Consider the following 19,001-nt stretch of genomic DNA (forward strand, 5'->3'; position numbering starts at 1 on the left):
AAGATATCTCCTAAAAGGGGATGAGAATGTATGGTGGAGACGATGCGCAGCCCGCGCATGGCGCGTTTGACGGAGGACTTGGCATCCGGTCAGCCCGGCGTGGTGGAAGCGTTCTGGGAGGAGATGAAGGAACGAGGTACGCCGTTGCTGGAGGATGTCACGGAGGACGTTGCGCTGGTGACGTTTGTGGTGCGACGAGCGGCCGAGGAAGAGGGCGTCGTGTTCGTGGCGGGGGGTCCTGCTGGCGTACATCCGGAAACTTGCAAGCTGACTCTCGTGCCGGGGACCGATATTTGGTACCGGACGGTGGAGTCGGAGCCGTGTTTGCCGACGACGTATCTGGTTTCGTTGAACGATACGTTCGGGGGCGATTGGGCGGCGCGCAACGAGGTGTTCGTGACCGACCCGTTGAATCCGCACACGTCTCGTCTGAACCCGTATCGAGATTATGAGGGTTTCAAAGGGAAAACGTACTCGCTCGTCGTGTTTCCGTCGAAGCCGATCTCACCCTGTTATGGGGAGCGGGAGCAGGTGGCGAAGGGTAGAGTGGTGGAGCACCGCTTCAAGAGCGAGATTCACGGAAGCGAGCGCAGTGTGTATGTGTACACGCCGGCGGGGTATGACGTGGACGGAGAGAAGTACCCGTTGGTGATCTTGCACGATGGAATTGCGTACATCGACACGGTGCAGACGCCGCTGGCGTTCGACAACTTGATTGCAGACGGGGAACTGCCGCCGATGGTGGTCGCGTATGTGAACACGACGCACAAGCGCATGGCGGAGTTGACGTGTTCGGAGACGTATGCCGGTGCGTTCGCGGAGGAATTGGTGCCGTGGCTTCGGGAGCAGTTTCATGTGACGTCCGATCCGAAGCGTGTGGTCATCGCAGGGTCGAGCCTCGGCGGGTTGATGTCGCTCTATATGGCGCATCGCAATCCGGAGTTGTATGGGAACGTGATCGCGCTGTCCGGCTCGTACTGGTGGGGACCGGATGAGGAGCACCCGGAATGGTTGACGGCGCAGTTCGCCGCGTCTGAAAAAGCGCCGCTCTCCATCTACGCCAACATGGGTGCTTTTGAAGCGGCCAAGATGCACGACGGCTTCGACCGATTCACCTCTGTCCTCGAACAAAAAGGCTACGACTTCACCCGTACGATCTTCAAAGGAGGACACGACTACCCCTGCTGGGGCGAAACGATCCTCGACGGACTGAAAAAACTGCTGGGATAGAGAAAAAACCGCTCGGGCACACGTGCCGAGCGGTTTTTTTCGCGACTGACGCGGGGGCTTACTCGACGACGCCGGAGCGGACGAGGGTGACGTCCACTTTTGGGGTGAGGTGGGCTTTGGCGAGCATGGTGTGCCACTTGTCTCGGTTGAGGTTGCTGTGGCGGACGGTGCTGCGGTAGATTTCGCCGAGGCCGATCGGGTCGCTTTTTAACGTTTGCAGGTGGGTGAGGAGTTGTTGCAGTTCTTGCGTCATCTGCTGAGAGAGCGCGTCGGCAATTTTGGCTTCGGTGTCCGGTTTGGAGAGGTCCACTTGCTCCGAGATCTCCAACATCTCCGCTCGAACGTGCAACGAAATCTGGAACTTCAAATTCGCCGGGTCGGTCAACTTGATCTCGCCTTTTTGGTTGAGGGTGGCGAAAACCACGGTGGTTTCTTCCTTTTTCGGCGTGGTTCTGAAAAGCGGCCGGAGCGGTGCGTTTTTCATCTTCACCTCGAGGTAGGACGGGCGGGAGGAGTCGCGGAACGCTTTGATGTAGAAGCCGTTGTGCGCGGGGGTCTCTCCCACCATGCGGTCGTCTTGAAACAGGGCGATGCCGGAGATGGTGATTTTTTTCTCCTGCTTCTCGATAATGGGGACGACCGGGTCTCGCCCGTGCTCGTAGGAATCGCGGATGAACTCATGAAGCGTGGAGGACGGGATGATGCCTTCGTGTGTGTTTTGCTTGATGTCTTGGTAGAGAAACGTCCCCAAGTTGGCGGTCTCGGGATAGCGAAACGACATGAGGTCCATTGCTTTGCCTTTGCAGACCGCGACATAGAGCATCCGCCCGACGTTGGCATCGCGGGAGAGCGTGTCGGCAAGTTCCAGCATCCCGCTTTTGCGGGCGAGTTCGTCGCTGTAGAGGGCGACGCGCAACTGACCGGAGACCATTTTCTTCGCCATGCCGAGGTTGTTGACGTCGCGGGAGCCTTTGCTGGAAGAGGCGACGGAGGCGATGACCTGCGTTTTTTCCTTGGCGTGCGGGTCGACTTGGTAGAGCAAGGACGTGCCCCGAATCTTGCCGTCGCCGGCCTCGTCGTAGCCGACCATGACGATCAGACCCGTCTGTTCGAGGATGTTGGTGCGCATGCAGCCGGTTGTGAGCAAACTCAGGGCGAGCGTGAGCGAGAGAAAGTGCCGAGACTTCATGAGGAGCGCACCTCCCGACGTTGTTGCCATTTTTTCCGGATCAGCGCAGCCGGGTAGAGCACGAGCGGGTAGAGAAACGCGGCGTAGAGATACAGGTCGTTGAACAGGTCGTTGAGGTGGTTGACTTGCTGTCGCGTTTTGAACAGGAAGCCAAGGCCGAAGAGCAGGAGGGCGACGACGTAGACGCCCTTTTTTTGTTGCAGGCGAAACACGCGTTTGAGGCCCCGTGTGGAGGCCCATGTGTAGAGAAGCATGTTGGGCAAGACCACGAATACCCACAGGGGGATGACCACGTATTCAAAACGCTCCAAGAACGGGACTTGAATGATCTTGAGAATCGAGAGTTGCGCCCAGATGTTGCGCATCAGTTGGTCGTGTGAGAAATACACGGTCGCCGTCAACATCGCGATCAAATAGAGCAGGTTGGTGAAGAGAACGCCCAATTGTCCGTAGCGCATGACTTGTCTCGGTTCACGGACGTAGGGGTAGACGAAGTAGATGATTTCGAAGCCGGAGAGTGTGAGGCTCATTTTTTGCACGGCGGTCATCATGTCGGATGCGTTTGCTTCCAACACCGGTTGCAGGTGGGTCCAGACGGCATATTGCAAGGGATAGTAGGCGAGCAACGCCATCCAGACCGTGAGGAAGAGGCTGAGTACGCAAAACCCGACGATCACCCGCAGACCGCCGAGCAAGCCGTAGACCACCAACCCGAGCAGCGCGAGGGAGATAAACCAAGACGAGAGGTTGGGCGAGATCCACGTCTGCAAAACTTCGGTGTACGTCTGGATGATGACGAGCGTCGGAGCGGCCATCAAGAGCAGGTAAAAGACATTGAGCCCGGTGCCCAGCCACTTGCCCCAGACGGCGCGGTGGAGTCCGTAGAGGTCGGTCGGTTCAAACAAGCGCAGCGTGCGAACCATTACCCAAAACACGAGATGGACGAACAACCCCGCCAGCAGCACGGCGATCCACGCGTCTTGGCGCACGTACTTGGCGATCAGACGGTGAAAGCCGAGCACGCCGACACCGACTTGGTTGGTATGGACGACGAAAAAAAGCAGATAGGCGTTGACCATCAATCGTTTGGGTACGTGAGCGGGAACGTCCAAGGCGGGGTCTCCTTTCATTCGTCGATGTCGCGCTTTTGTTTGGCTTTGGCGGCGGAGAATCGGCTTTTGTCCGCGCCTTGTGCGTAGTCGGAGCGGTTGGCATAGGCGGGAGCGCGCATGCGCAAGAGAGCTTCGCGCCAATTTCGCAGACGCAAGGGGTACATCGGCCAGAGATACGGGTGCCCGAGCGAACTCATGCGCAAGAGATGGAGCAGGAGAAACGCACCGCCCAACGCGATGCCAAGCGCACCGAACCATCCGGCGAGGATGATCATCGGGAAGCGCAACACGCGGATGACCATGCCGAAAATGTAATTCGGCGATGTGAACGACGCGAGGGCTCCGAGCGCAACCAACATAATCAAGATGTTCGAGGTGAAGCCGGCTTGCACGGCGGCTTCCCCGATGACGATACCGCCGACGATGCCCATCGTTTGCCCGACTTTGGAAGGCAAGCGCGCCCCGGCTTCGCGCAGAAGTTCGATGATGAATTCCAGCAACAACGCTTCGTAGAGCGGAGGAAACGGCACGCGCAACCGCGACTCGATCAGCGAGTCCAGCAAATTGACGGGGATGACTTGGTAGTGGAACGTCAGCGCTGCCACATAGAGAGCGGTAATTTGTGTCGAAGAGAGCATGGCGAGAATTCGCAAGCCTCGGATGAACATCCCGAGGTTCCAGCGCGTGTTGTAGTCCTCAGCCGTTTTCATGAAATCCCAGAGTGTGCAGGGAGCGAGAACTGCCAGCGAACTGCCGTCGAGGAGCAGGACGATTTTGCCCTCGTTCATGGCGTAGGCGACGAAATCGGGTCGCTCGGTGAGGAGCATCTGCGCGAATACGGACGTCGAATTGTCGTCGATCAATTGCGAGAGAACGGAGGAGGAGATGACGCTGTCGATTTCCAACTCCTGAAGCCGTTGGCGCAGAGTGTTGAGGTTCTGCTCGTTGGCGACGTCTCCGATGTACATCATGCCTACACGAGTCTTGCTGCGCGTGCCTATCGTCAGGGATTCGTGGCATAGACTGGTGTCAGGAAGCAATTTGCGGATCAACGTCACGTTGTTGTCGAGGTTCTCTGTGAAGGCGGCCTGCTGTCCGATCACTGCATATTCGCGCTGCGGGTCCGATTTTTCCGGAGTGATGTCTGCTTGCACGAGCAAGGCTTGGGCGTGGCCGTGCAGATGGAGGTACACCCAGCCGCGCAAGAGATAGTCGAGGACTTCGCTTGCGTTGCGGGTCAGAAGCAGATTGCCAAGCGGTAGGAGTTCCATCAGCTCCGGCAGGGTGTTGGAACGGCCGGCCAGTCGTTGCAGAGGGGCGAGAATCGCCCGTTGCAGGGTGTCGGAATCGACCAGCGAGTTGACGAACAGCACCCCGAGACTGTGCCCGTGCAGCGTGCGCACGACGAGGTCGGCGGTGACGGGCATCGAATCTTGGACGAATGTGACGGCGGCTTTCAGTGATGCCGGGAGGGGCTGGTTGGTCATGGGAAGTGCCTCACCCTTTTTTGGTTAGTTTTACCGAAACGAGGGACACTCATCCAAAGGAAAGGGGGCGTGGAGTATGAGAAAAAAAGCGGTGCTGTTCGTGGACGGCGGAGTGGATGATGTCTTCGCCCTGTGGTATGCGGTGCGCGACCCGCGGGTAGAGGTGGTCGGGATCGTCGGCGGGTATGGCAATATGCCGAGGGACATCACGGTGCGCAATGTCAAATGGTTGTTGCGACAATTGGGACGGGAGGACATCCCGGTGTTTGCGGGCTGTGAGCGGGGGATGACGGGCGAGAATCCGAAATTTTATCCGGAGATTCACGGTTCGCAAGGACTTGGGTTGTTGGAGTTGCCGTTGGTGGTGGAGCAGGCGGCCGAGTTGCCGGAGTTGATGAAGATTCTGACCCCGGAGGTCGTCGTGGTGGAATTGGGGCGGATGACGTCGCTTGCGGTTTTGAAGCTTCTGTACGGAGAGAGATGGCGGGGGATGCAAGTCTTTGCGATGGGCGGTGCGTTTGGCGTGGGCAACGTCTCCGAGGTGGCAGAGGCGAATATGTTCGGAGACCCTGTCGCGGCACGATTGGTGTTGACGAGCAACGCGAATGTCACACTTTTTCCCCTGAACGTGACGCAGAAGGCGGTGCTCACGCCGGAGATGGTGGCACAGACGCCGCTGGTGCCTGTTTTCGAGCCGTACTTCAAGTATTACCAAGGACGAGACCCGAAGCGCTCCGGTGCGCCGCTGCACGACCTTCTGCCGGTGTTTGCTCTGCATCGGGAGGAGGCGGTGCGGTTCATTCGGCGTGAAGTGGATGTGGTGACGGAGAACGGACGGTGCCGGGGGCAGACGATCGCAGATTTTCGTCCGGGGGCTAAGGAAAGCGGGACTCGGATTGCGTGGGAGTTTCAGGAGTCGGTCTTCGTGCAGGATGTGATGCAGATTTTGAAAAAATGAGACTTTCACACTTTCCCATCGAAATTCTGTATGGTATAATTGCTTTTGCTCTCTATACGGATTGAATGATTCTTCCTGAAGCTGGCTAGACTATCATGTGGCAGTTTCTGGGGTACATAGAAAGGAAGTGCTGACTTTGGCAGAAGCTCACGCAATCAAGCTTAGTCCCGAGCAAGTTAGCGAATTGTCCTTGGTTGACCTGGCGTACATGATCTTGAAACAAACCAACAAACCGTTCAATTTCCCAGATCTGATGGCGGAAGTTGCTCGCTTGAAGGGCTTGACCAAGGAACAGGTCAACGGAGTGATCGCGCGTCTCTATACGGAAATCAACATCGACGGACGCTTTCTCTGCATCGGCAGCAACGTCTGGGGCCTGAAACGCTGGTACCCGACGGACAAGGAAAAAGTCGCCGGCGGCGGCAAGAAGTTCGTGCGCAAAGACCTCGACGAGGACGACGACGACTTCTACGACGAAGAGGAAGACTCCTTCGACGAAGAAGAGACCGAAGACGATGCCTTCGCAGCGGAGTATGACGACGCTGATGAAGAAGAAGTCGAAGCGGGCGAAGAAGACTTCGAAGAAGAAGAAGAAGAGGGCGCCGCTGAAGAAGGCGAAGCAGAAGAAACCGAAGAGGAAGACTTCGACTCCTACGAGGAAGAAGACGACTTCTAAAAAAGCAATACGCAACGTTCCAGCCGCAAACCGGGCCACCGGGGTGCGGCTCTTTTCGCTGGCCTCCTATTGACAACGTTCGAGTACAAAGTTACGATAGCAAAGGTGTTTTTCGTAACGGATAAGGGAAACTAAGGACAAGAAGCGTACATAGGGGGCACAGCAAGGCATGGCAAAATACATTTTTGTAACAGGTGGCGTCGTATCCTCTCTCGGCAAAGGCATTACGGCTGCATCGCTCGGGCGACTGCTGAAGAATCGCGGACTGAAAGTCACCATTCAAAAATTCGACCCATACATCAACGTGGACCCGGGCACGATGAGTCCGTATCAACACGGTGAGGTCTTCGTCACGGACGATGGGGCGGAGACGGACCTCGACCTCGGACACTACGAGCGTTTCATCGACATCAACTTGTCGAAGAACAACTCGATTTCGTCGGGGAAAGTCTACTCTTCGGTCATCACCAAGGAACGCCGCGGCGACTACCTCGGCGGCACGGTGCAGGTCATTCCGCATGTGACCAATGAGATCAAGGAACGAATTTTCCGCGGGGGTCGTGATACCAACGCAGATGTGGTGATCACGGAGATCGGCGGAACGGTCGGGGACATCGAGTCGTTGCCGTTCTTGGAAGCGATTCGTCAGATTCGATTCGATCTGGGGAGCGCGAACGTCATGTACATCCATGTGACGTTGATTCCGTACTTGGGCAAAGCGGGCGAGATGAAGACGAAGCCGACGCAGCACTCCGTCAAGGAACTGCGCTCGATCGGGATCACCCCGAACATTCTCGTCTGCCGCACGGCGCTGCCGCTCTCGTCGGATGCGAAGCGCAAGATCGCGATGTTCTGCGACACGGACGAAGAAGCGGTCATCGAGTCTCGCGATGCAGACACTTTGTATGACTTGCCGCTGATGTTCCAAGAGGAAGGTCTCGACCGTCTCGTCGTGCGTCACTTCGGCTTCAACGTGCCGGAAGCGGACATGACGGAGTGGAAGGGTCTCGTACACAAGGTCAAGAACTTGCAGCACACCACTCGCATTGCGCTCGTCGGGAAGTACGTCGCTCTGCGCGATGCGTACATTTCGGTCGCCGAGGCGCTGTACCACGCGGGCTTTGCAGCCGATTCGAACGTGGAGATCGACTGGGTGCAAGCGGAGGACGTGACCGAAGAGAATGTACACGATCTGCTCGGTCGTGCGGACGGCATCTTGGTGCCGGGCGGATTTGGCGACCGTGGTGTCGAAGGCAAGATCCTCGCGACGAAGTATGCGCGGGAGCACAAAGTGCCGTTCCTCGGGATTTGCTTGGGGATGCAGGTGGCGTGCATCGAGTACGCGCGTCATGTGTTGGGACATCGGGATGCGAATTCCAGTGAGATCAACGAGCTGACGACGCACCCGGTCATCGACTTGCTGCCGGAGCAGAAGGACATCGAGGACATGGGCGGCACGTTGCGTCTGGGTCTGTACCCGTGCAAGTTGGAGCCGGGTTCGAAAGCGGCCGATGCGTACGGGGACACGCTGGTGTACGAGCGTCATCGTCACCGCTATGAGTTCAACAACGAGTACCGCGATGGGATGACGGAGGCAGGCTTTGCATTCTCCGGCACGTCGCCGGACGGACGCCTCGTGGAAATCATCGAGCTCAAAGACCACCCGTGGTTCCTCGCTTCGCAGTTCCACCCGGAGTTCACCTCCCGCCCGAACCGCCCGCAACCGCTGTTCCGAGACTTTGTAAAAGCGTCGTTGGAGCGTGGGCAAGGCAAATAAGATACGTGTACGAATCCGGAGCGCCTGAAGGGGCGCTCTTTTTTTGTGCGTCTCTCTTTAAGGAAATCTTAAGACTTTCTCTATGGGGAACGAAAGGTTTGCTGTCTAAAATCGAGGTAGGAGAGCGGAGTGAGTGGGATGGAATTTCCGATTTGCACAAGCGATCTTGGATCGGGCTCCTTCCCGTTTCCCGTGACGCGTGCGATCTGCCGCTCGTGTACGTGTGTCAAAAATAAAAAGAGAGCCAAGAGGTGAACGGCATGACGATGGAAAATTTGATTCATTTGATAGACCAATACGGGTATTTCGCGTTGTTTTTTTCCTTGTGGCTTGGCATCGTCGGGATGCCGATTCCAGATGAAGGGGTGGTCATGACGGGCGGGTTTGTGACTTCTCTGGGGATTTTAAAGCCCGTCCCGGCCTTTGTGTTGACGTATCTGGGGGTGATTTCCGGTTTGTCGATCGGCTACTTTCTTGGAAAGAGTTTGGGAGCTCCGGTGCTGGACCGCGTACGGAAAAAGAAAAAAGGGGAAGCCTACATTCGAGTGTCTCAGAAGTTGCTTGCGCGATACGGGAGTTACGCGCTCTGCCTGTCTTATTTCTTGCCGGTGGTACGTCACGTGCTGCCATATTGGGTTGGATTGAACAAGATGAGCTTTTTAAGATATGCATTGCTTTCCTATTCAACGGGGTTTGTCTGGACGTTGCTTTATTTCTTGCTGGGGCGTTCGTTTGGTGCGCACATTGAATGGATTGGGGAGACGGTACACACCTATGGGTTGTGGGTGCTGGCGGCGGTCTGCGCAGCGGGGATTGCAGGTACAGGATGGAAGATGTGGAGGAAACGATGGAAAGTCAAACCATTCTAGTTGTGGATGACGAAGAAGACATTCGGAATTTGGTGGAGATTTACTTGAGGCACGAGGGGTACCGCGTCCTGACTTGCAGCAACGGTGCAGAGGCGATCGAAACCCTGGAGCGAGAGGATGTGCACCTCGTCATCTTGGACATCATGATGCCGGGGATGGACGGCATCCAAACGTGCATGACGATGCGAAACAGGTATCATCTCCCGGTGATCATGGTGTCCGCAAAAAGCAGCGAGATGGACAAAGTGCACGGGTTGACGGCAGGGGCGGATGATTATCTTTCGAAGCCGTTTCATCCGATGGAATTGGTGGCGCGCGTGAAATCGCAGCTGCGGCGGGTGATGCAGTTCAATCCCTTGATGAAGCAGTCATACGGTGCTTCCAACCAACAGGAGGGTGAAGAGTCGTTGACGGTTCTAGGACTTCTCATGCACACCGCCAGCCATGAGGTGTTTGTCGAGGGACGTCCTGTAAAACTGACGCCGACGGAGTTTGCGATTTTGGAATTGCTGGTACGCAACAAAGGAATCGTGTTCAGCGCCGAGCGCATCTATGAACGGGTGTGGAAAGACAAGCCGTTTGAGTCGGATAACACGGTGATGGTCCACATCTTCAAATTGCGAGAGAAGATCGAGGAGAATCCGAAAAAACCGCTGATTGTGAAAACCGTCTGGGGAGTGGGGTACAAAGTTGATCGGGACTAGGGTCCGTTGGGTGCGGGAGAAGTTGGGCAGTTTGCAATTCAAGATGCTTGTCTATTTTCTCATCTGCTGGGCCGGCGGGATGTTTTTTCTCGCCCTCTACGCGACTTGGGCGAACCAAAATATTTGGTGGAAGGACTATTATTATTTTTATTATCTTCCGCTGATCTTGTTCGTCGTGGTCTTTGTGCTGTTGTTTCTGATCTTGACGAGGCCGATGATACGCAAGTTGTACCGGTTGGTGGACGACTTGCAGATCATCGCCACCGGAAACTTGGCACACCGTGCAAACGCAACGGGGATGGATGAGTTGAGCCGGGTCGCGGTGAACCTGAATGACATGGCGCAGCAGCTAGAAGACATGTTTGACCGGGAGTTGCAGTTGGAACGCTCGAAGGTCGAGTTTATCACGAACATTTCTCACGACATCCGCACACCGCTCACGTCGGTCGTTGGGTATCTACGCTTGATGAAGTCGGGAGCCTGCCAGAACGAAGCGGAAGAACGGTACTATCTGAACGTTGCCTTTCAACGGGCGTTGCAGTTGCAGGGATTGATCGAGGATTTGTTTGAGTATTCGAAGCTCGCGAGTGGTGACCTCCCCTTGGAGCGAAGGCTCTGCAACCTCACGGAGCTGTTGCATCAAGTGATCGGGGAGATGGTGACCGTCAGTTCCGATTCGTCTGCGGAAGTTCAGAAGCACGTTCCCGCAACGCCGGTCTTGCTGTTGATAGACGTGGAGAAAATGGTGCGTGTGTTTGAGAATCTGTTGAGCAACGCGCTGAAGTACAGCCGTCACCCCCGTGTGATTCACCTGGACTTGCAGGAGGCGGGCGAAGAGGTGCGCGTCGCGTTCACCAACCGGACCGAACCGATTTCACCGGCGGACCGAGAGCGGTTGTTTGATCGGTTTTTTCGAGTCGAGCCTTCCCGAAACCATCACACCGGGGGAAGCGGGCTGGGGTTGTCAATTTGCAAATCAATTCTCGAACTGCACGGCGGCCGGATGTGGATGGAATATCAGGAGCCGGACTTGATTCGCTTTGTGGTGGCCCTTCCGAAAACAAAGTAAAAAACCCAAGGAGCAGATGTCCTTGGGTTTTTTGCTGCAAAGCAAGATTACTTCTGCAGATCGGTACGGATGTCGCGGCCGTCGTCTTTGAGGGTGACTTTGGAGCCGTCCTTGGTGAGGTTTTTGGTGTAGTTGATCCACGCGTCGAGCATGACGTCGCCGATCTTCCAGTCCTTCACTTCGCCGAAGACGGTGAAGCCGTCGCCTTTGCCGGTCGCCATGAAGTCGTTGGTGACAGCTTTGAAGGTGCGGGTTTCGTTGAACTTGCCGTCGACGTAGAGCGGGGTGCCGTCGGTCAGGGTGATCTTGGTGAACTTGTCACCTGCCGGGCGGGTGTTGTCCCACTCGACTTTCAGACCGGAGAATTGCAGAGCCGGCAGCTTGGAGTACACGTCGAGCACTTCCAGTGCGGTTTTGATCTGCTTCGCGGTCATCGTGCCGGTCATGTCGGTGTTGCCAAACGGCAGAACGGAGAACATTTTGCCGTAGGTCATGTCGCCTGCGTCGATGTCTGCACGGATGCCGCCGATGTTCGTGAACGCAACATCAGCCGATTCGTTGGTGCGCATCGCATCGGTGATCATGGCGCCCAGCGGAGAGATGCCGTCGCGTTCTGCGCCGCCGTCGATTGCGGAGCGGTACGGGGTGCGGGTGAGCGCAACGCCTGCAGATGCGATGACTTGTTGTTCCTTCTCACTGACTTTGTCGTGGTAGCCCGAGACGATGTCGCGAACTTCAGCGTCGCCGGTGGTCAGGTTGGTGTAGGTTTCCAGCAGAGACGCGCCGGAGGAGACGACTTTTTTGGAATCCTTGTCTACGAACAGTTGGATGTGGCCGAGAGCCAGCGTCCAGTTCTGCGCTTCGATGACCGGGATGCCGTTCACGTTGCCGACGACACGCTTGTGGGAGTGGCCGCCGATGATCGCGTCGAGGGTGCCGTTGCCGGTGGTCGTCGCGAGGTCTGCCAGTTCGTCCATGATCTTGTCGGACTGCGCTTGCTGGTCGCCCGGCAAGTGGGACGTAACGATGACGATGTCAGCGCCCTTGGCTTTCAACTCTGCGGAGAGGTCTTTTGCCAGCGGAGCCGGGTCAGCGAACGTCAGGCCTTCGATGTTGGTCGACTTGGTCGTGGTTTTGGTCAGCGGGGTGGAGAAGCCGATGATGCCGATCTTGAGGCCGCCTTTTTCCACGATGGTGTACGGTTGGGTCCAGTCCACGCGCTTGCCGGTCGCATCGTCGAGGATGTTCGCGCCGAGGATCGGGAATTTCGCGTTCTTGATGTTGCCTTTCAGCGTGTCGAGGCCGAAGTCGAACTCGTGGTTGCCGATGGCCGCTGCATCGTACTTGATGTCTGCCATCGTGTCCATGACCGATTGGCCGTTGAACAGGTTGGAGATCAGCGTGCCTTGCCACATGTCGCCGCCGTCCACGACCACGGTGTGGTTCGGGTTGACCATGCGGAAGTCGTTGACGATGCCGCCGATGGTTTCCATGCCGCCTTGCAGTTGGTTGTTGCGCTTCTTGTCCGGAGCGGTTTCGATGTGACCGTGGATGTCGTTGGTCGAGAGCACGTCGACGACGTCAAACAGCAACGGCTTGAGTGCTTTCGCCGCTTCGGAACGGGTCATCGGAGCATCCGGGTTGAAGGAACCGTCGAGCGTCGGGGCAAAAACGCCGCCGAGCGTCGTGTACGCGATGTACGGTTTCGCCCAGTCGGAGAGCGAGTCTTTGTCTTTGTAGTAGTTGAGGACGTTTTGGTTTACGTTCGGGGTGGCGCCGCCGTTCATCGCCGCACCGATCAGCACCGCGAGTTCTTGGCGGGTGACGAAGCGGTTCGGTTCAAAACGGCCGTTTTCGGTCCCGTGAACGATGCCTGCCGCTTGGGCGTTGGCGACCGCTTGCGTCTGCCAAGATTCGAGATCGTCGAACGGAGCTTTTTTCATGGTGACGTCCGCAAGTTTCGCAGCACGGTTGATCATCGAGATCAGCTCGCCACGGGTCACGAATTGGGTGCCGTGGAGATCGGTCTCGCCCGGGTACCCGGAGATCGCGCCTTTCTCATGCGCCAGTTCCAAGTCCGATTTAGTCGGGTTGGGGGTGGTGGTCGGAGCCGGGGAGATGATCTTCCCGGTCGAGTCGTCCGCAAATGCTTGCGGGCCATACAGAGCGGTGAGCAGGGACGCGGCAACTGCCATCGTAGCAAACTTCGAAGAACGTTTCATATGAGTGGGAATGCCTCCTAATCCTAGTAAAAAGAGTTCGAATCGTTTCTAGTATACTAGATTAGGAGATGAAAGAGTTGGGAGAGTTAGAAAATTCTTTGTAAAAAAAGAGACCTCCCGCCGTGTGAGGTCGTGGGAGGTCTCTTTTTCGTGAAGAACTACATCGCCGCGTACAATCCGATCAAAAAAGCGACCGTCCTCGAAATCTTGAGTTGAGTTGCGCCCAACTGCTTCAAGGCAGCAGGATCGAATTGCAGCAGTACGGGCGCATCCGGCGAAGACGTATGTAGAGGGGTCACCTCCACAGGGTCTTCCACTTGAAACGAAACTCGGACGGTATTGCGTTCTGTCTGCACGACGATTCGTCGGTTTTCTCGCATGGGACAAGTTCCCCCTCGTCAGGGATGATGGATTCCATCCACTGATCAGTATGCGCGGGAGATCTCGGCCTATTCCCTTCTAGTCCAACAGGAGTTTCTCCATCGCCATGACATCCACGAACTCTCCGTCGAGGCGTCCTTGATTATGGAAGACGCCGACTTCCCGATATCCGGAATTCCGATACAAGCCTTGTCCCAACGAATTAAACGGGAACGTGAACAGAATGAACTTGTGAAACTCCTGCTCTCTCCCGATCCGCTCCAAGTTCCCCAACAATTGTTTGCCAACTCCCCGACCGCGATGAGTACGATCGATGTAGACGGAGAGCTCGCCCACTCCATAGTAGGCAAATCGCTTGTTGTAGGGGTTGATGGAAGCCCAGCCGACGATCTGTTCACCCGCGCACGCCACGAGGACCGCATAACGCGGCTCTCGCTGCGCAAACCAGTTTTGCATGTAGGAATCGTCCTTGACTTCTGTTTCTAACGTCGCGATTCGATCTTCAATTCCTTGGTTGTAGATGCGAAGAATTGCGGGGAGGTCTTGTTCCTGAGCAAGTCGAATGATCATTTTCTATGACTCCTTTATCCTGAATTAATTTTATTGGATTTGAAATTTTTTGTACGCTGTGATTAAATTGAGGAGAGGTGATCGAGGTGGATCTTGATCTGTTGCAGGACTGTTTTAAGAGTTTAGGTGATAAGACACGCCTACGCATCTTGGCTCTGTTACGAGTGGAAGAACTTTGTGTGTTTGAATTGGTCGAAATTTTACAGATGAGCCAACCGGCCATCTCTCAACATCTCCGTAAGATGAAGAGCGCGAAATTGCTCAAGGAGCGACGTGAAGGTCAATGGGTGTTCTACTCCATAGAGGGAGCGCTCTTTCCATTCTTCGATTCCATTCTGGACAATCTTCCGGATTTACGTCAAGAGATTCAAAACCTTCGTGCAAAGTCGGAGAAGTCCTGTTGTTCATAAGTGGGAAAGGGTGTGTTGAACATGGAGAAGAAGATCATGTATTTCCTCTGCACCGGAAACTCTTGCCGTAGTCAAATGGCAGACGGGTTCGGCAAACTGCTTCTTGGAGACGAGTTTGACGTTTACAGTGCCGGCATCGAAGCACATGGAGTCAATCCCAAAGCCATCCAAGCGATGGCTGAGAAGGGGATCGACATCTCGTCGAATACCTCCGATGTCATTGACCCGGAACTTTTACAGAAGTCCGACTACATCATCACCCTTTGTGGAAATGCCGACGAAAGATGCCCGGCCACACCCGCACAAGCCGTTCGCGCCCATTGGGGGTTTGACGACCCGGCGAAAGCAACGGGTACGGATGAGGAGAAATGGGCGGTCTTCCAACGCGTTCGGGATGAGATCGAAGCCCGGATCAAGCAATTTGCAGAGCACGGTGAATAAGCAGGCTGGCAAACACACCTTTTTAAAACGAGGTGTGTTTTTTTGTTGCGAAAACAATTACTTCATAAAAATATTTTGACATAGTAGAAGACGCCTGTATATAATAAAATTATTATATTCTCACATTATTGTCTTTGCGAGAATAAAGAAAAGACTGAAAAACAAAAATAGGGAGGCAACATCTACATGAAAATTTTGCTGGTTTCGAACTTCGAAGGCGGGTTCCAACCGATGACGGTAGCCGCTGCAACCACGCCGCTGCTGAAAGCCGGTTTTGACGTATCTGTGCTGGATACATACGTGGACGGGATTCAAGAAGATCGCTTCGTCGGGCAAGATCTTGTAGCGATCTCCATCCCGCTGTTCGACGCGTTGTTTGCCGGAATTGAAATCGCGCGTCTCGTTCGTGAGAAAAACCCGAGCGCTCATATTACGTTCTTCGGTCAATATGCGACCATCAATGCCTATCGTTTGGCTGGAAAATACAGCGATTCTTGCGTCGTCGGCGAATTTGAAACGCCGTTGCTGGCACTGGCACGCCATCTCTCCGGCGACACCCAATTGATGCTTCCGGGCCTCGTGACTACTGAAGTGATCGAGAAGGGCGAAACCATCCACCCGTACATGGGCCGCGATGAAATTCACATCCCGACTCGTTCGACGTTGCCGCCGCTGCACAAATACCCGCAAGCGCAAGTCGATAAACTCATGGGCTCCACGCAAATCGTCGGCACCACGGAAATTGCACGCGGTTGCCATCACAAATGTCTGTACTGCTCGGTGTTTGCCGCGTATGACGGAAAAGTCTTCCTGATCGAAGAAGACGTCGTCATCGAAGACGTGCGTCAACTCGTGAAGGGCGGCATGACCCACTTGACCTTCATCGACGCCGACTTCTTCAACTCCAAGCATCACGGCGTCAAGATCCTGCGCCGCCTGCACGAAGAGTTCCCAGAACTCACCTACGATTTCACGCTGCGCATCGACCACATCCTGGAGAACAAAGAAATTCTGCTCGAAATGGCCGGCCTGAACGTTGCGTTCGTCACGTCTGCACTTGAATTCCCGTCTGAGGAAGTGTTGGATGCGGTTGCGAAGTACACGTCATTGGAAGACATCGAGGAAGCGATTGCGTTCCTGTTGGGCACCGGGATCAAATTGAACCCGACTTTCATCATGTTCAACCCGTGGATTTCCTTGGAGGACTTGGCGACGTTCCGTGCCTTTGTAGAGCGCAACAACTTGGACGACATCATCGACCCGATTCAATACGAAACCCGTCTGCACCTGTACAAAGGCTCCCCGCTGTTGAACACCGCATCGGTGCAAGCTCTTGAACTGACGGAGCAGGAGTTCCATGTGGATTGGAAGCATCCGGACCCGCGCGTCGATGAACTGTACTATGCAAGCCTCACCCCGCAAGAAGAAGGCATCTTCAAGCGTTGCTGCCTGAAGTGCTAGCGTCGATCGCGAGGAGGGTTGCGACATGACTGAGCGGGCGAAGGCCGTCTTGGTATTCGGGTTGAACCAATCGGGAGAGAGCGAGCTCGATCTGATTCAGCCACGGGGTTACAAGGTATTGATGTTCAAAGCGGAGATCTCTCTGCAAGAGGCGTTGCAAGTGGATCTCCCCGTCGAGATGGATCTCAACAACGAAGAAGCGGTGATCGCCAAAGCCTTGGATTTGCAAGCAAAATACGACATCCAAGCGGTGTTCACGCTCAACGAATATCGTGTCGCGCTGGCGGCGCGAGTGGCGGAAGCGTTGCAACTTCCGAATGGGCTGTCCTACGAAGCCGCTCTCAATTGCCGAAACAAAAAGAGAACGAGAGAACAACTCGCCAAACACGGCGTGGGGTCTGCCGTGTATGCATTGGTGCGTACACCGGAAGAGGCCTTGGAACAACTGGAAAACTTCTCGTTGCCTGTCGTGGTGAAGCCGTCGAACGAAGCGGGGAGCACGTTGGTTTCGTTCTGTCATTCGGCAGAGGACGTGAGGGCGGCCGTCGAGGCCATTCGCGCCAACCGAAGCAACTGGGTGGGGCAGCAAATGGACGATGAAATTCTGATGGAAGAGTTTTTGGAGGGGCCCGAATTCAGTGTAGAGGCTTGCACTGCATCGGGAAAAACCACCGTCTTGGCGATCACGGCGAAGAGAACATCAGGAGCCGTCGAAGCGGGGCATCTCGTACCGGCTCCACTCCCGGAATCGACGGTACAAGAGGTGCAGCAGTTGGTCGTCGAAGCGCTCTCCGCTCTGGGCGTGAACGGTACGGTCACGCACACCGAAGTGAAGTTGACTCCAGTTGGGCCGAAGATCATTGAGGTCAACGCCCGCCCCGGTGGAGACCGCATTCACTTGCTGGTTCTCGCTGTGACGGGATACAACTTGCAGGAACTTTCTCTGCATCTGGCTCTGGGCGGTACGTTGGAAGACGCTCCCCGCCATGCGGTTCAAACGTCGTCGGCTGCGATTCGCTTTTTCGAGGCGGGACAGGATGGCCTCGTTACGTACCGCAAACTTGAGGACGTGGAATCGATGCCGGGCGTTCAACGACTGGTCTTGCATGCAAAGTCGGGGGATGCAGTCAAGCGAACCACCAGCAATTATGATCGCGTAGGGTATGCGATTGTTCATGCAGTAGATGACCAAGATGCAGATCAAGTGGCAAACGAAGTCGAGCGTTGCTTGGATGTTCGCGTCTCTCCCTTGGCAGAAGGCGTGACCCACTAAACACGATGAGGAGTGAGAGTTGATGAGCACTTCGAAGGCCGCAATGTTGCAAGCGGCGGTTCTGAAAATCGCATCTCAATCCGGTTCCGGGTTGGACTTGGCGCAAGTATCCGGACAGAAAGCGGTCGTGGAGAAATTGCCCGAAGGAACGATCAAGGAAGGGGAGCGGGTGCTGGTCGTCGGTGCGACGGAGAGCATCGCGTTTTCTGCTGCAAGTCAGATCGGAGCAGAGGGCTTCCTGCTGCTCTTGGAAGAGGAAAAAGAGAAACTGACACCCATTCGTGAGAGCCTTGGTACGTTGGAAGCCCAGATCGGGTATGCGAACTGGGCGCTTGAAGTAACGGAGCTGGATGATTACCAAACCAATTCCGCTTATCTCGCCGACTATCTGTCTGAGCATCCTGTCCAAGAGGCGGCGGGCTACCGCGACCTGCAGGAGGCTCTGCGAGAACAGCGAGAGCAAGCTCCCTTTGTGGCAAGCGAATCCATCGACGTGGTCATTTTGGATACGGTCACCAATCGCTTGAAGCACGATCGTGTGCGCGCGGCGATTGCAGAGGCGTTCCGTGTGTTGCGTCGCGGGGGACGAGTGGTGCTTTTGTCCTTGCTGGCGGATGAGTCGGGCCTGCCGCTTGACCTCCCTGCTTTGCCCAACGGGCCTCGTATGCAGAACGTCCCCTTGGAAACGGAGATCGTGGCGTTGCTTGATGAAGCCGGTTTTTATGGCATGCGTTATCCGTGGCGTGCAGAACTTCCGACCCAGGTCGTGCAAGGCATTGAACTGCGTTCCTTCGTCGTGCAAGCGTACAAAGGGAAACAGGGCGTTTGCCTCGACCAAGGTCATGCAGTGATGTATCGAGGTCCGTGGAAGGAAGTTCTCGACGATGATGGACACCGTTATGTTCGAGGGGAACGTGTCGCGGTCTGTGAGAAAACCTATGGGATTTTGATGCGAGAGCCGTACCAAGACCAATTGATCGGACTGCCTTGCTACCAACCGGTGCCGTTGGGTCAAGCCCCGCTGTTTGATTGCAACACGCCGCAACTGCGTGATCCGCATGTCACCAAGGGCAAGAAAAGCGTGTTTGAGCAAGGAAGCGGAGGAGACTGCTGCGCACCGTCCACAGATGGCGGCGGTTGTTGCTGACAACTGGATATCGGAAAAAGACTGT

Annotated in this window: 18 protein-coding genes; 12 read left to right on the forward strand and 6 right to left on the reverse strand. The window is 55.6% G+C overall.

The features are described 5' to 3' along the window. Positions 1 to 30: 30 nt before the first annotated feature. A complete protein-coding gene (locus JJB07_RS21240; RefSeq protein WP_201638116.1) occupies positions 31 to 1,230 on the forward strand; it encodes an alpha/beta hydrolase-fold protein in 1,200 nt (399 codons plus the stop codon). Between the two features lie 58 nt (positions 1,231 to 1,288). On the opposite strand, the gene JJB07_RS21245 is transcribed toward JJB07_RS21240, so the two are convergent. The 3 genes from JJB07_RS21245 to JJB07_RS21255 are packed head-to-tail and all read right to left on the reverse strand — an operon-like array spanning position 1,289 to position 5,018. Continuing rightward, on the reverse strand, positions 1,289 to 2,419 hold the full coding sequence (locus JJB07_RS21245) for a Ger(x)C family spore germination protein (RefSeq protein WP_201638117.1): 1,131 nt from the start codon (positions 2,417 to 2,419) through the stop codon (positions 1,289 to 1,291). Then, positions 2,416 to 3,531 carry a GerAB/ArcD/ProY family transporter gene (locus JJB07_RS21250; protein ID WP_201638118.1) on the reverse strand — a complete coding sequence of 372 codons (1,116 nt, stop codon included), beginning with the start codon at positions 3,529 to 3,531 and terminating at the stop codon, positions 2,416 to 2,418. The genes JJB07_RS21245 and JJB07_RS21250 overlap by 4 nt, the downstream gene beginning before the upstream one ends. Before the next feature lie 14 nt (positions 3,532 to 3,545). Beyond that, a complete protein-coding gene (locus tag JJB07_RS21255; RefSeq protein ID WP_201638119.1) occupies positions 3,546 to 5,018 on the reverse strand; it encodes a spore germination protein in 1,473 nt (490 codons plus the stop codon). 76 nt (positions 5,019 to 5,094) lie between these two features. Between JJB07_RS21255 and JJB07_RS21260 the strand changes: the two genes are divergently transcribed. The 6 genes from JJB07_RS21260 to JJB07_RS21285 all read left to right on the forward strand — a co-directional run bounded on the left by JJB07_RS21260 (position 5,095) and on the right by JJB07_RS21285 (position 11,071). Further along, positions 5,095 to 5,976: a nucleoside hydrolase gene (locus JJB07_RS21260; protein WP_201638120.1), complete on the forward strand. Its 882-nt coding sequence runs from the start codon at positions 5,095 to 5,097 to the stop codon at positions 5,974 to 5,976. A gap of 136 nt (positions 5,977 to 6,112) precedes the next feature. Beyond that, on the forward strand, positions 6,113 to 6,652 hold the full coding sequence (rpoE, locus tag JJB07_RS21265; RefSeq protein WP_201638121.1) for a DNA-directed RNA polymerase subunit delta: 540 nt from the start codon (positions 6,113 to 6,115) through the stop codon (positions 6,650 to 6,652). 169 nt (positions 6,653 to 6,821) lie between these two features. Next, on the forward strand, positions 6,822 to 8,429 hold the full coding sequence (pyrG, locus tag JJB07_RS21270; protein ID WP_201638122.1) for a CTP synthase: 1,608 nt from the start codon (positions 6,822 to 6,824) through the stop codon (positions 8,427 to 8,429). Between the two features lie 260 nt (positions 8,430 to 8,689). Continuing rightward, positions 8,690 to 9,298 carry a DedA family protein gene (locus JJB07_RS21275; protein ID WP_201638123.1) on the forward strand — a complete coding sequence of 203 codons (609 nt, stop codon included), beginning with the start codon at positions 8,690 to 8,692 and terminating at the stop codon, positions 9,296 to 9,298. After that, complete coding sequence (locus JJB07_RS21280) at positions 9,277 to 10,002, forward strand: response regulator transcription factor (protein ID WP_201638124.1); 726 nt, start codon at positions 9,277 to 9,279, stop codon at positions 10,000 to 10,002. Before JJB07_RS21275 ends, JJB07_RS21280 begins: the two co-directional genes overlap by 22 nt. Further along, positions 9,989 to 11,071: a sensor histidine kinase gene (locus JJB07_RS21285; protein WP_201638125.1), complete on the forward strand. Its 1,083-nt coding sequence runs from the start codon at positions 9,989 to 9,991 to the stop codon at positions 11,069 to 11,071. Before JJB07_RS21280 ends, JJB07_RS21285 begins: the two co-directional genes overlap by 14 nt. A gap of 47 nt (positions 11,072 to 11,118) precedes the next feature. Here the strand turns inward: JJB07_RS21285 and JJB07_RS21290 are convergent, their stop codons facing one another. The 3 genes from JJB07_RS21290 to JJB07_RS21300 form a co-directional block, all read right to left on the reverse strand. Next, on the reverse strand, positions 11,119 to 13,293 hold the full coding sequence (locus tag JJB07_RS21290) for a 5'-nucleotidase C-terminal domain-containing protein (RefSeq protein ID WP_201638126.1): 2,175 nt from the start codon (positions 13,291 to 13,293) through the stop codon (positions 11,119 to 11,121). Between the two features lie 158 nt (positions 13,294 to 13,451). Beyond that, entirely contained in the window at positions 13,452 to 13,673 is a 222-nt protein-coding gene (locus JJB07_RS21295; RefSeq protein WP_201638127.1) for a hypothetical protein, read from the reverse strand. A gap of 79 nt (positions 13,674 to 13,752) precedes the next feature. After that, on the reverse strand, positions 13,753 to 14,244 hold the full coding sequence (locus JJB07_RS21300; RefSeq protein WP_201638128.1) for an arsinothricin resistance N-acetyltransferase ArsN1 family A: 492 nt from the start codon (positions 14,242 to 14,244) through the stop codon (positions 13,753 to 13,755). 86 nt (positions 14,245 to 14,330) lie between these two features. Here JJB07_RS21300 and JJB07_RS21305 point away from each other — a divergent pair, with 86 nt between their 5' ends. From JJB07_RS21305 to JJB07_RS21325, 5 genes are all read left to right on the forward strand, one after another. After that, positions 14,331 to 14,654, forward strand: a complete 324-nt coding sequence (locus JJB07_RS21305) for a metalloregulator ArsR/SmtB family transcription factor (RefSeq protein ID WP_201638129.1) — start codon at positions 14,331 to 14,333, stop codon at positions 14,652 to 14,654. Between the two features lie 21 nt (positions 14,655 to 14,675). After that, positions 14,676 to 15,095, forward strand: a complete 420-nt coding sequence (gene arsC / locus JJB07_RS21310) for an arsenate reductase (thioredoxin) (protein WP_201638130.1) — start codon at positions 14,676 to 14,678, stop codon at positions 15,093 to 15,095. A 186-nt stretch (positions 15,096 to 15,281) separates the two neighbouring features. After that, positions 15,282 to 16,556 (forward strand): arsinothricin biosynthesis radical SAM protein ArsL, encoded by a 1,275-nt coding sequence (arsL, locus tag JJB07_RS21315; RefSeq protein WP_201638131.1) that lies wholly within the window; start codon positions 15,282 to 15,284, stop codon positions 16,554 to 16,556. A 25-nt stretch (positions 16,557 to 16,581) separates the two neighbouring features. Then, positions 16,582 to 17,829, forward strand: a complete 1,248-nt coding sequence (locus tag JJB07_RS21320; protein WP_201638132.1) for an ATP-grasp domain-containing protein — start codon at positions 16,582 to 16,584, stop codon at positions 17,827 to 17,829. A 22-nt stretch (positions 17,830 to 17,851) separates the two neighbouring features. After that, complete coding sequence (locus JJB07_RS21325) at positions 17,852 to 18,976, forward strand: methyltransferase domain-containing protein (RefSeq protein WP_201638133.1); 1,125 nt, start codon at positions 17,852 to 17,854, stop codon at positions 18,974 to 18,976. Positions 18,977 to 19,001: the final 25 nt, after the last annotated feature.

Source organism: Tumebacillus amylolyticus (genome assembly GCF_016722965.1).
Classification (GTDB): Bacteria; Bacillota; Bacilli; order Tumebacillales; family Tumebacillaceae; genus Tumebacillus; species Tumebacillus amylolyticus.